Origin of the sequence: Micrococcus sp. FDAARGOS_333 (assembly GCF_002206575.2) — a bacterium.
GTDB lineage: Bacteria > Actinomycetota > Actinomycetes > Actinomycetales > Micrococcaceae > Micrococcus > Micrococcus lylae.
The window spans coordinates 808,060-820,932 of sequence record NZ_NJFJ02000001.1 but is presented as its reverse complement, the minus strand read 5'-3'; the positions used below and the strand labels follow the sequence as shown (position 1 = coordinate 820,932).

The following is a 12,873-nucleotide window of genomic DNA, read 5'->3' as shown; positions in this document are numbered from 1 at the left end:
TCCGGATAGCCTGGCGGGATGGATCTCATCGCGCCGCTGGAGCCGGGCTGGACCCGGGTGTTCGCCGACCACGACGCCGCCTTCGCCGCCGTCGCCGAACAGCTGCGCGTCCGCCGCGCCGCCGGCGAACAGATCCTGCCGGCCGCGGAAAACGTGCTTCGGGCCTTCCGCCAGCCGTTCGACGAGGTCCGCGTGCTCGTGCTCGGCCAGGACCCCTACCCCACGCCGGGGCATCCGATCGGCATGAGCTTCGCCGTCGCCCCGGATGTCCGGCCGCTCCCCCGCTCCCTGGTCAACATCTACCGCGAGCTCGCCGACGACCTCGGCGTCACCCCACCCGAGCACGGCGACCTCACCGCGTGGACCGAGCGCGGAGTGCTCATGCTGAACCGCTGCCTCACCGTGGCTGCCGGCTCCCCGGGTTCGCACCGCGGCATCGGCTGGGAGCAGATCACGCAGACCGCGGTGAAGGCCCTCGCCGAGCGTGACGCTCCGCTGGTCGCCCTGCTCTGGGGCGCCGACGCCCGCCGGCTCGCCGCGCCGCTGCGTGCACACGGGGTGGGCGTCGTCGAGTCCCCGCACCCGTCTCCCCTGAGCGCCCACCGCGGGTTCTTCGGCTCGCGGCCGTTCAGCCGGGCCAATGCGTGGCTGACGGAGCACGGTGCGCAGCCGGTGGACTGGAGCCTGCCCGCCTGAGGCGGGCGTCCGTCGTCGTCCCCTGTCCGCCCCGACGACGGCACGCGCCGCCGCCTTCAGGCGCACCCGACCCGACGGCCGGGTCCGGGCGGCGGCCTCCGGTCAGCGGACGTGGCCGACGCCGGTGGCCGGCCGCGACCCCACGAAGATCCGGTCTGTCAGCGGCCGGGCGAGGATGTCGCCGAAGACCACGCCGCCGGCGATCGCGGCCACCACAACGGTCGCGTTGAAGATGCCGGCCACGCCGAGCAGGGTGGAGCCGGACTCCACCGTGAATTCGTAGAGAGCACGGAAGATCGCCAGACCGGGCAGCAGGAAGAGCATGCTGGGCAGCACCACCACGATCTGCGGGAAGCCCAGACGCAGGGCCGCGATGCGGCCCAGAAAGCCCACCGCCATGGCGGCGATCGCCGGGGTCAGGCGCGGGCCCGTGCCGATGCCGTCGAACAGCAGCCAGACGCCGTAGGCGGCGGAGGCCACCAGGCCAGAGGCGATCAGTGCCTTCCATGTGGCCTGCTCGACGATCGAGTCGGACATCGCAGCGCAGGCCACGAGCAGCATCAGGACGATGGCCGGCAGCTCCGATCCCGTCGGCGCCTCGGCCAGGTCCAACGTCGGCAGGCCTGCGATCTCCGAGCCGATGACGCCGATCATGATGCCGCCCATCAGGCCCATGTAGCCCAGCAGCGCGGAGGTCAGGCGGCCTGCCGCGGTGAGGGGGAAGCCGTTGATGGCGTCCTGCACGGCGGCCACGAAGCGGGAGGACGGCAGCAGGATCATGATGCCGCCGGCGATCACCAGGGACGGGTCGATGCCCACATTCACCGCGTGCAGCGTCAGCGCGATCGTGGTGGCGAGGAAGCTGCCGAGCATGGTGCTGAAGATCTCCGGGAGCCCGCGCTTCTCCACCTTGATCTTCAGCCAGAACACGATCCATGTGGACACCATGCCCACCAGTGCCCCTCGCCACGTGCCGCCGATGAACGGCACGAACAGGCCGCAGAAGACGCCGGCCATGATGACCTCGGACCAGGCCGGGAACGGTTTGGGCGTGCGCCGGATCTCCACGAGGCGGCGCTGCGCCTCGGCACGGGTCGTCTCCCCGTCGGCGATCTCCTCCACGAGTCGGTGGAGCAGGCCGAGGCCGGCGAAGTTCGTGGACCAGGAGCGCACCACGCGCTGCAGCGTGTACGGCACCTCTCCCCGTGAGGAGTCCGGGGCGTAGTTCAGGGAGATCGCCTGGTTCGTCAGGTCGATCTCGATCTCGTGGATGCCGAAGGCCTGGGTGACCACGATGATCGAGGACTCCACGTCCATGGAGCTCGCCCCGAAGCTGAACATCGTCTCACCGAGCTTGAGGGCGAAGTCCAGGGTGGTGCGGGCGTCCACGGCCGCGTCCTGATCGGCCTTGCGGGCGCTGAGCCGGGAGCGCATACGGCGGCCGTAGGCGGAGCTGCCGAGGCGCTCCACAAGGGCGATCGCCTGGGTGGGCATGTGCTCGCCGTAGACGACCCGGTCTGGATTCGGGTCCGCCGCGGGCTTGGGAGAACGGCGCAGCCGCGGACGGGGCAGGCGGCGGCCCCGCGACCGCTCTCCCGGAACCGCGAACGGGGCGTCGGCGAAGCCGGACTCCTCGAGCTGGGGTTCGTGCAGGGCCGCGTCGGCGAACGCTTCGAGGGCGTTGGCGTCCGGGTCGGGGACGGCCTGCGGGGCAGGGACGCGGCCGTCGCCGTCGGCAGGGGCCAGCACGGAGGTGGTCACCGGCTCGGACAACGGCGGCTGGGTGAGGGGCGAGTCCGCCACCGGCTCGGTGGACATCTCCACCATGCCGGTGCCCGCGTCCGTCTCCACGGGGTCGAGGGCGGCGTCCGGGACGGCCGGGACCGGGGACGTGACGGGGTCGGAATCGGCGTGGGCGGACCGGATGACGGGGATGGCCGAGACCTCGACGGGCGCCTCCGGGATGCGCGGGTCGAAGGACTCCTGCTGGGGATCCTGTGACACCGTGACCTCCTGCCTCTGCTGGGCTCCGCTGACGCGGTCCAGTACACCATGTGCGCCGGGCACGTGGCGCGGTCCGGTCTGGGCCGGGCCCGGCACGGCCGTCGCCCTGGGCGCCTCCACGGAAGGCACCTCCACGAAAAAAGCGAGACCCTCCATGACGGAGGGCCTCGCGGCGGTGGATCTTACTGGACTCGAACCAGCGACCTCTCGCGTGTGAAGCGAACGCTCTAACCAACTGAGCTAAAGATCCATGGTCTGACTCCCCCACAGCGGGCGGAGCAACTCGCTGAAATATACACGATGTCCCGGCGGTCGTCCAAACCGTCGACCGGGCCCTGCCCCGGGCACGGAGCGGGGCGGAGACCGTCAGGTCCCCGCCCCGCCCCTCACGCCGAGGGGAATCGGTGTGTCAGGTCAGCGGATCACTCAGGGCGGCCGCCGACGTCCGAGCCGCCCAGTGCCGCGGCAGCGTCCACGAGGCCGGCACCGCAGCCCTCGGCGCAGGTGCCGGGCATGGTGCGGGCGGTGTCCTTCAGCTGCTGCTCGACGGCGGCCGGGTCGGCAGTGCCGTTGGCGACCAGCAGGGCGGCCACACCGGCCACGTGCGGGGCGGCCATCGAGGTGCCCTGGTAGGCGGCGTAGTCCGCGCCGGCCGGGGTGGTGGTGCCGGAGTCCACGGTGGAGATGATCTCCGCGCCCGGGGCGGTCACGTCCACGGCGTCGCCGTAGTTCGAGAAGGAGGCCTTGGAGCCCTGCTCGTCGGAGGCGGCCACGGTGACCACGTTGTCACAGTTGGCCGGGCGGGAGTTGGCGGCCGGCTGGGACTCGTTGCCTGCGGCGACCACGACGGTGGTGCCGTTGGCCACGGCCTGGTCGATGGCGCTCTGGTAGGCGGTGCCGCACATGCCGGAGCCTCCCAGGGACATGTTGATCACATCGGCCGGCTCGGGGTTGTCCGGGACGCCCGGCACGGAGCCGCCCGAGGCCCAGACGATCGCGTCGGCGATGTCAGACAGGGAGCCGCCACACTTGCCGAGCACACGGACCGGCTGGATGGTGGTGTCCGGGGCCACGCCCACCACGCCTTCGGTGTCCGCGACCGCACCGATGGTGCCGGCCACGTGGGTGCCGTGCCAGGAGGAGCCGGACTCCATCATGGCGTTGCACTCGCCGTACTCGATCCAGTCACCCTCATCGCTCGGGTCCGCGTCACGGCCGTCGCCGTCACGGGCGGAGTCCGCGTCCGAGATGAAGTCATAGCCGCCGGAGACGTTGGCGTTCAGGTCCGGGTGGTCCACGATGCCGGTGTCCAGCACGGCGACGGTGGAGCCCTCGCCGGTGCCGGCGTCCCAGGCGCCCTCGACGTTCATGCCGTTCTCCCCGTGGAAGCCCCACTGCTCCGAGTACAGGGCATCGGACGGGGTGGATGCGGCGACGGTCATGATGGCGTCCGGCTCGACGGACTCGACCGACGGATCCGCGGCCAGCTGGAGCATGAAGGCCTTCGAGGCGGCCTGGTCCAGCTTCTTGTCCGCCTGCACGACGTGGGAGCCGGAGGCGGTGGCGCGCAGCTCCTTGACGGAGACTCCGGCGGCCTTGGCGGCCTTGCCCCAGGCGTTCGCGCGGCCCTGGGAGGTGGTCGCGGCCTGCGCACCCTCCTTGTAGGTCACGATGAACTTGTCGTAACCGTCCGCGTTCGGGTCCTTGGCGGCCATGCCCTGGGCCACGAGGTCGGCAACCGGGGTGGCGATGGTCGGGGCCTTCTCGGCCGGGGCCGCGATCTGGTCGGCGAGGGCCGGGGCGGCGGCGAACGCGCTGCCTCCCAGCGCTGCGGCGGCGAGCAGGGCGCCGGCGCGGCGGGCGGTCTTGCGGGTGTTGTCTCGGTGGGCAGCCATCGGGCTTCTCCTCTGACAGGTGATCGGTGATCTGGTTGCTTCCGTCCGTCGCGGCCTGAACTCCCCTGGGGGAGCTCCCCTCGCCGCGACGTCCGGCGATGCCCTCACGCTAGGCAGGTGAGCCAGGTCACTTTCAATCCGTGGGCGCACATCCGGCACCTTGGTGCCGGATCCCGGCACGGTCGTCGACGTCCGGCGGCACCGACGGTCAGCACCCTGGTCCCGTCGGCCGGGACGGTCCGCCTGCACGCCGGTACACCGTGACCGGCACCGTGGTGCCGGAGGGGGCACCCACGACGACGGCCGCGCACCCCCGCGGGGTGGGCGGCCGTCGTCGGGCACTAGGGGTACTTGACATCAGGCGCCGGCACAGACGACCCCGGCCCGGGGAGCGGGCGCTCCCCGGGCCGGGCCGTCGGGTCAGTGCAGGCCGGCGGGACCTGCGGCGTCACCGACGCGTCAGCAGACTCAGCGGGCGGTCAGCGAGACGTCGTCCAGACGGAAGACGGTCGCGGAGTACGCATCCTCCTCGCCACGGAAGAACACGGTCACGTCCTTGCCCGCGAAGCGGGACAGGTCCACGGTGTGGGTCGCGTACCCGCGGCCCTGCTCCATGTTGGAGTGCGTCTTCAGCGTGTAGGAGGCGATGCCGTCGTTGACCATCACGCTCATGCGGTCATAGACGGCGGAGGTTCCCTCGTTCGAGTCCACGCGCAGGGCGTAGGACAGGGTCGAGGTCTTGCCGGCCGGCAGGGACACCCGCTGCTCGATGGTGGCGGTGTTGCGGTAGCCCAGTCCGTTCATGGCGGCGTGGTAGTTGCCGGAGTGGGAGCCCGCCGCGGAGTACACCGGGGTGGAGTTGCCGGTGCCGAGCCACCCGGTGGCACCCTGCTCGAAGCCGCCGTTGGTCAGCAGTTCCCCGCCGATCGGGTCCGGGTCCGGCTCCGGGTCCGGCTCCGGCTCCGGCTCCGGAGCAGGGTCCGAGCCGCCGCCCAGAGAGGCGAGGGTCGTGGCGGCATCCACCAGGCCTGCGCCGCAGCCGCCGGAGCAGGATCCCGGCATGGAACGGGCGTTGTCCTTCAGCGCCGACTCGACGGCGGCCGGGGTGAGGGAGCCGTCCTTGGCCAGCATCAGCGCTACCGCGCCGGCCACGTGCGGGGTGGCCATGGAGGTGCCGTTGTAGGCGGCGTAGGTCGAGGAGCTCGGGGTGGTCTTGCCGGCGTTCACGGTGGAGATGATGTCCGTGCCGGGGGCCGTCACGTCCACAGGGGATCCGTAGTTGGAGAACGAGGAACGGTTGCCGCTGGAGTCCGAGGCGGCCACGGTGATGACGTTGTCGCAGTTGGCCGGGGTGGCCCCGGAGGCGTCCCTGTTGTCGTTGCCGGCGGCGACCACGACCGGGACGCCGCGGGACACGGCCGAGTCGATCGCGTTCTGATAGGTCGCGCTGCAGGCACCGGAGCCGCCGAGGGACATGTTGATGACGTCCACCGGGGTCTGGTTGTCCGGGACTCCGGGCACGGATCCGCCCGAAGCCCAGACGATCGCATCGGCGATGTCGGACAGCGAGCCGCCGCACTTGCCGAGCACGCGGGCGTGCTGCAGCTTCACATCCGGAGCCACACCCACGACTCCCTCGGTGTTCGCCACGGCGCCGACGGTGCCGGCCACGTGGCTGCCGTGCCAGGAGGAGTCGGACGCGTAGGGCGAGTTGCACTCGCCGGCGACGGACCAGTCGCCCTCGTCGGTCGGGTCCGCGTCACGGCCGTCGCCGTCACGGGCGTTCCCCGGGTCGGAGATGAAGTCGTAGCCCGGGACGGTGTTCGCGTCCAGGTCGGGGTGGCTGGTCTGGCCGGTGTCGATGATGCCGACCGTGACGCCGGAGCCGGTGGAGTGGTCCCAGGCGCCGGGGACGCGCATGCCGTTGGCGCCGTGGAACCCCCACTGCTGGTTATAGAGGGCGTCCTTCGGGTCAAGGGCCGCGGTGAAGATGACGTCCGGCTCGACCGACTCGACGGCCGGATCGGCCTCGAGCGTCTCCATGAACTCCGCGGACTCGGCCTGGGACAGCTTCTTGTCCGCCTTGATCACACGGGAGCCCACGGCGGTGGCGCGCAGCTCCTTCACGGAGACGCCGGCCTGCTTCGCGGCCTTGCCCCAGGCATGGGCACGGCCCTGTGCGGTGGCGGCCGCAGAGGCGGTCTCCTTGTAGGTGACGATGAACTTGTCATAGCCGTCCGCGTTCGGATCCGGGACCTCCATGCCCCGGGCCGCCAGGTCAGCGACGGGGGTCGCCAGGATCGGGGCCTTCTCGGCGGGGGCCGGGACCTCGGTGGCGGTGGCGGCCGGAGTGGCCGCGAGGGCGGAGCCGGCGACGACGGCGGCTGCCAGAGCGGCGCCGAGACGGCGGGTCGGGCGGTCTTCGGCGGTGGTCATGGTCGTCTTCACCATGATGGTTCTCCTGATGGAAGAGGTGATGATGGCACACCGCCGCAACCCTTGCGTCCCCCCGGTCCGGTGGTGATGTGGATAACAGTAGGCGCCGCTGACCAGGCCGGAAAGCAGGGCAGGGCGTTCCTGGACGATCGTCGAGAAACGTCGTCCCATGGTGCCTGTCGATGGCACGATCGGACAGGCGGCGGCACCTTCGGACAGATCGCTGCACCTACGTCCATATCAGCCCGGCGGTTCCGAAAGTCGGACATAAAAGTGTCCTGGACGTCTCGAGGGCGTATGGTCGTCCTGAGACGTGGCCCACACCCCGCCTCCGCAGTGCTTGCGGACAGGGCCGGCCGCCTCAGATCTTCCGGAATCGAACGCTCATGGACGAGCAGAACGGACGGCGCACCATGACCACCCTGATCCCCCACTTCATCGACGGCCAGCGTGTCGAGGGCACCGGCGAGCCGACGCAGGACGTCTTCACCCCCGCCACCGGCGAGGTGTCCGCCCAGGTGTCGCTGGGCGGCGCCGAGCGCGTGGCCGAGGCCGTGGAGTCCGCCCAGAGGGCCTTCCAGACCTGGTCCACCATCAACCCGCAGCGCCGCGGCCGCATCCTGCTCGAGTGGGTCCGCCTGATCAACGAGAACGCGGACGAGCTGGCCCGCTCCATCGCCCGGGAGCACGGCAAGACCGTGCCGGACGCCCACGGTGACATCCAGCGCGGCGTCGAGGTGGTCGAGTTCGCCGCCGGCGCCCCGCACCTGCTCAAGGGTGAGTTCTCCTCCGAGGTGGGCCGCGGCGTGGACGTGCACTCCATCCGTCAGCCGCTCGGTGTGGTCGCCGGCATCACCCCGTTCAACTTCCCGGCCATGATCCCGCTGTGGAAGGCCGGCTGCGCCCTGGCCGCAGGCAACACCATCGTCCTCAAGCCGTCCGAGCGTGACCCCTCCGTGCCGGTCCGCCTGGCCGAGCTGGCGGTCGAGGCCGGCATGCCCGCCGGCGCCGTGAACGTGGTCAACGGCGGCAAGGACGCCGTGGACGCCCTGATCGAGCACGAGGCCGTGCAGGCCGTCGCGTTCGTCGGCTCCACCCCGATCGCCCAGTCGATCTACGCGCACGCCACCTCCCTGGGCAAGCGCGCCCAGTGCTTCGGCGGCGCGAAGAACCACCTCGTGATCATGCCGGACGCGGACCTGGACCAGGCCGCGGACGGCCTCATCGGCGCCGCCTTCGGATCCGCCGGCGAGCGCTGCATGGCCATCTCCGTGGCCGTCCCGGTGGGCGAAGAGACCGCGGACAAGCTGGTCGCCAAGCTCCAGGAGCGCATGAAGGACCTGACGATGGGCGCCTCCGACCAGGAGGGCGCCGACTTCGGCCCCGTGGTCACCGCGCAGGCCAAGGAGCGCATCGAGGGACTCATCCAGGCCGGCGTCGACGAGGGCGCGGACCTGCTGGTGGACGGCCGCGGCGCAACCGTCGAGGGCCACGAGAACGGCTTCTACGTGGGCGCGACCCTGTTCGACCGCGTCACCGCGGACATGCGCATCTACAAGGAGGAGATCTTCGGCCCGGTGCTCTGCGTGCTGCGCGCGAAGGACTACGAGGAGGCCCTGCGCCTGCCGTCCGAACACGAGTTCGGCAACGGCGTGTCGATCTTCACCCGCGACGGCGACACGGCCCGCGACTTCTCCACCCGTGTGAACGTCGGCATGGTCGGCGTGAACGTGCCGATCCCGGTGCCGATCGCCTACTACTCCTTCGGCGGCTGGAAGGCCTCCGGCTTCGGCGACCTGAACCAGTACGGCACCGACGGCCTGAAGTTCTACACCAAGACCAAGACCGTCACCACGCGCTGGCCTTCGGGCATCCGCTCCGGCGCCTCGTTCGTGATGCCCGAGGGCTCCTGATCCGCAGACCGCTGAGGAGGACTCCGAGATGAGCGAGAACACCGAGAACGTCGTCGTCCCCGAGGATGCCCGCCGTGTGGCCTTCCTGGGCCTGGGCAACATGGGCGGCCCGATGGCCGCGAACCTGGTGAAGGCGGGCGTGCAGGTCACCGGCTTCGACCCGGTGCCGGAGGCCGTGGAGGCCGCCCGTGCCGCCGGCGTCGAGATCGCCGCGACCGGCGCGGACGCCGCGCGGGACGTGGACGTGGTCATCACCATGCTGCCGAACGGCAGCCTGGTGAAGGCCACCTACGCCGGCGGTGAGGGCTCCGAGGGCCTGCTGGCCGTCGCGAAGCCGAACACCCTGTTCGTGGACTGCTCCACCATCGACATCGCCGAGGCCCAGGAGGCCGCACAGATGGCGAAGGACGCGGGCTTCGACTCCGTGGACGCCCCGGTGTCCGGCGGCGTGGTGGGCGCCCAGAACGGCACCCTGGCCTTCATGGTCGGCGCGGGGGACGCCGCGTTCGCCCGCGTCGAGCCGCTGCTGCAGATCATGGGCGCGAAGATCGTCCACTGCGGCGACCACGGCATGGGCCAGGCCGCGAAGATATGCAACAACATGATGCTGGCGATCACCCAGATCGGCGCCGCCGAGGCGTTCGTGCTGGGCGAGCGCCTGGGCCTGGACCCGCAGGTCCAGTACGACGTCATGAGCACGTCCACCGGCCAGTGCTGGTCCGTGAACGTGAACTGCCCGGTCCCGGGCCCGGTGCCGACCTCCCCGGCCAACCGGGACTTCGCCGGCGGGTTCATGGGTGCGCTGATGGCGAAGGACCTGGGCCTGGCCCTGTCCGCCCTCGACCGCGAGAACGTGGACGCCGTGCTGGGCCGCACAAGCCAGCGCCTGTACCAGGCGTACGCCGACGGCGATGGCGCCCGCAAGGACTTCTCCGGCATCATCGAGACCGTCCGTGCCGACCAGGCGTCGGCCTCCCTCGAGTCCAAGGAGGACACCGCGTGACCGAGAAGACCACCGCTGACGAGCCCGTGATCCTGACGGAGACCGACGGCCGCGTCGGCGTCATCACCCTGAACCGTCCGAAGGCGCTGAACGCCCTCAACGAGGCCACCATGAACGCCGTCGTCGAGGCCGCGGAGGCCTTCGACATGGACCCGGACGTCGGCGCGATCCTGCTGCTGGGCTCCCCCAAGGCGTTCGCCGCCGGCGCGGACATCAAGGAGATGAAGGACCGGACCTTCACCCAGATGTACGCCTCGGACTGGTTCCAGGCGTGGGAGCGTCTGGGCCGTGTGCGCACCCCGGTCGTGGCGGCCGTGACCGGCTACGCCCTCGGCGGCGGCTGCGAGCTCGCCATGATGGCGGACGTGCTGATCGCCGGCCCGGGCACCCGCTTCGGCCAGCCGGAGATCCAGCTCGGCGTCATCCCGGGCATGGGCGGCTCCCAGCGACTGACCCGCTCCGTGGGCAAGGCCAAGGCCATGGACATGGTGCTGACCGGCCGCCAGGTGGACGGCGAGGAGGCCGAGCGCATCGGCCTCGTCTCCCGCCTGGTGGAGGACGAGAAGGTCCAGGACGAGGCGCGCGAGGTGGCGCAGAAGATCGCGTCCTTCTCCAAGCCGTCCGCGCAGATGGCCAAGGAGGCCGTGGCCGCCGCGTTCGAGACGACCCTGCAGCAGGGCATCGTCCACGAACGCCGCATCTTCCACTCCCTGTTCGCCACCGCGGACCAGAAGGAGGGCATGGGTGCCTTCGCCGAGAAGCGCAAGCCCGAGTGGGAGCAGGCCTGACGGCCCGCCCGTTCCTTCCCGACGACGGCCTCGCACCTGACAGCGTCAGGTGCGAGGCCGTCGTCGTCCCGCCGGCGTTCTGCCCCACCGCCTGCCCCGGGGTGCGCGTGCCTGCCGCTGTCCCGTCACCGCCCTTCGCCAACTGGTGAGGACACGCCGTCTCGAGCCCCCTCAGGCCCCGTCATGACGGTGTGTCCTCACCAGTTCGTGAGGCAGGTGTCCCCTCGTGCGGCAGGTGTCCCCTCGTGCGGCAGGTGTCCCTTCGTGAGGCAGGTGTCCCCTCGTGAGGCAGGTGTCGCCGCGCGGAGACCTGCGTCAGCGCTTCGGGCGCTGGATGCCCAGGTCCTCCTCGCGGTACTCGACGCCGCCGACCCCCTCGCCGCCATGGCGCTTGACCTCCTCGGAGCGCAGCTCCACGCGGCGCACCTTGCCGGAGATGGTCTTGGGCAGCTCACGGAACTCGATGCGACGGATGCGCTTGTACGGCGGCAGCTTGGTGACCGTGTACTGCAGGATCTCGCGCGCCGTCTCCTCGTTCGGCTCATAGCCGGCGGCGAGGGTCACGAAGGCCTTTGGCACGGCCAGGCGCATCTCGTCCGGAGTCGGGACGATCGCGCCCTCCATGACGGCAGGGTGCTCCACCAGCACGGACTCGAGCTCGAACGGGGACACCTTATAGTCCGAGGACTTGAAGACGTCGTCCGCACGGCCGACATAGGTGTAGACGCCCTGCTCGTCCTTCGATGCGATGTCGCCGGTGCGGTAGAGGCCGTCGCGGAAGACCTCATCCGTCTTCTCCTTGTTGCCGAAGTAGGACTTCAGCACGCCCACCGGGCGCGGGTCGAGCTTCACGCAGATCTCGCCCTCGTCGGCCTCCTGACCCGTGAGCGGGTCGATGAGGACGATCTCGTAGCCCGGCAGCGGGCGGCCCATGCCGCCGATCTTCATGCGGGCGCCGGGGGTGTTGGCGATCTGCAGGGTGGTCTCGGTCTGGCCGAAGCCGTCGCGGATGGTGACGTCCCAGGCGCGCTGCACCTGGTCGATGACCTCGGCGTTGAGGGGCTCGCCCGCGGAGATGGCCTTCTTCGGCGGGGTCTTCAGCTGGGTCAGGTCGGCCTTGATCAGCATGCGCCACACGGTCGGCGGGGCACAGAAGCTGGTCACGCCGCCGTCCTGCATGGCCTTCATCAGCGCGCCGGCCTCGAACTTGCCGAAGTTCAGCACGAAGATCGTGGCCTCGGCCAGCCAGGGGGCGAAGACGTTGGACCACGCGTGCTTGGCCCAGCCCGGGGAGGCCACGTTCAGGTGCACGTCTCCGGGCTGCAGTCCGATCCAGTAGATGGTGGAGAGGTGGCCCACCGGGTACGACGTGTGGGTGTGCTCCACGAGCTTCGGCTTCGAGGTGGTGCCGGAGGTGAAGTAGAGCAGCAGGGTCTCGTCCGCGGCGGTCGGCGTCTGAAGGGTGGGCTCGGCGTCCACGGCGTAGGCGTCCTCGTAGGAGAGCACGGTGCGGCCCTCGACCTCGGGGGCCTCCTTCTCTGCGTCGGCGGCGTAGAGGCCCGGGACGTGGATCAGGGTGCAGTCGCCCTCCACGTCGTCGAACTTCGCGAGGTTCTTGGCGTTGGCCACGGCCCAGCGGGCCTCGGCGCGGTCCACGCGGTCCTGCAGGTCCACGGCGGTCATCTGGGTGGTGGTGGGGACCATGACGGCGCCGATGCGGATGCAGGCGAGCATGGTCTCCCAGAGCTCGACCTGGTTGTCCAGCATGAGGATCAGGCGGTGGCCGCGCTCCACGCCGGCCTGCTGCAGCCACGCGCCGACCTTCTTGGAGGACGCGGAGAGCTCCGCGTAGGAGCGGCGCATCACGCGGCCGTCCTCCTCGACGATCACGAGGGCGTCGGTGCTGCCGCGCTCCGGGTCCGCCGCCAGCTGGTCGAACCAGTCGGTGGCGAAGTTGAACTCGGTGAAGCGCGGCCACACGAACTCGCGACGCGCGGCCTCATAGTCCTGCTGGTGGCTGACGAGCAGGTCGCGTGCGGCGCGGAGCTCTTCGGTCACAGTCATCGTGGAACCTCCTGTGGACGTACAATGGTTGGAACTTCGGGTTTTCTATGGTGTCCACCATAGGCGTGATCAAG

The 12,873-nt window shown here is 70.7% G+C and carries 8 protein-coding genes and 1 tRNA gene; 4 read left to right on the top strand and 5 right to left on the bottom strand.

Going from position 1 to position 12,873, the window contains the following annotated elements:
* The first annotated feature begins 18 nt into the window (after positions 1-18).
* Positions 19-696 (top strand): uracil-DNA glycosylase, encoded by a 678-nt coding sequence (locus tag CEQ11_RS03725; protein ID WP_088477781.1) that lies wholly within the window; start codon positions 19-21, stop codon positions 694-696.
* 102 nt (positions 697-798) lie between these two features.
* On the opposite strand, the gene CEQ11_RS03720 is transcribed toward CEQ11_RS03725, so the two are convergent.
* The 4 genes from CEQ11_RS03720 to CEQ11_RS03705 form a co-directional block, all read right to left on the bottom strand.
* Positions 799-2,700, bottom strand: a complete 1,902-nt coding sequence (locus CEQ11_RS03720) for a threonine/serine exporter family protein (protein WP_227718721.1) — start codon at positions 2,698-2,700, stop codon at positions 799-801.
* Between the two features lie 176 nt (positions 2,701-2,876).
* Positions 2,877-2,950: transfer RNA gene (locus tag CEQ11_RS03715), tRNA-Val, on the bottom strand.
* A 172-nt stretch (positions 2,951-3,122) separates the two neighbouring features.
* Positions 3,123-4,595, bottom strand: a complete 1,473-nt coding sequence (locus CEQ11_RS03710; RefSeq protein WP_067190875.1) for a S8 family peptidase — start codon at positions 4,593-4,595, stop codon at positions 3,123-3,125.
* A gap of 468 nt (positions 4,596-5,063) precedes the next feature.
* Positions 5,064-7,046 (bottom strand): S8 family serine peptidase, encoded by a 1,983-nt coding sequence (locus CEQ11_RS03705; protein WP_227718720.1) that lies wholly within the window; start codon positions 7,044-7,046, stop codon positions 5,064-5,066.
* A gap of 371 nt (positions 7,047-7,417) precedes the next feature.
* Here CEQ11_RS03705 and CEQ11_RS03700 point away from each other — a divergent pair, with 371 nt between their 5' ends.
* Genes CEQ11_RS03700 through CEQ11_RS03690 form a run of 3 tightly spaced genes read left to right on the top strand, consistent with a single transcriptional unit; the run spans position 7,418 to position 10,735 of the window.
* Positions 7,418-8,944 carry a CoA-acylating methylmalonate-semialdehyde dehydrogenase gene (locus CEQ11_RS03700; protein WP_369804909.1) on the top strand — a complete coding sequence of 509 codons (1,527 nt, stop codon included), beginning with the start codon at positions 7,418-7,420 and terminating at the stop codon, positions 8,942-8,944.
* Positions 8,945-8,972: 28 nt separating this feature from the next.
* The gene (gene mmsB, locus CEQ11_RS03695; protein WP_070637980.1) at positions 8,973-9,947 is read left to right on the top strand and encodes a 3-hydroxyisobutyrate dehydrogenase; all 975 of its coding nucleotides are present in this window, start codon (positions 8,973-8,975) and stop codon (positions 9,945-9,947) included.
* Positions 9,944-10,735 carry an enoyl-CoA hydratase gene (locus tag CEQ11_RS03690; RefSeq protein ID WP_087133564.1) on the top strand — a complete coding sequence of 264 codons (792 nt, stop codon included), beginning with the start codon at positions 9,944-9,946 and terminating at the stop codon, positions 10,733-10,735. Before mmsB ends, CEQ11_RS03690 begins: the two co-directional genes overlap by 4 nt.
* 315 nt (positions 10,736-11,050) lie before the next feature.
* On the opposite strand, the gene CEQ11_RS03685 is transcribed toward CEQ11_RS03690, so the two are convergent.
* Positions 11,051-12,799, bottom strand: coding sequence for an AMP-binding protein (locus CEQ11_RS03685; RefSeq protein ID WP_088477779.1), 1,749 nt, complete (start codon positions 12,797-12,799; stop codon positions 11,051-11,053).
* Positions 12,800-12,873 lie beyond the last annotated feature (74 nt).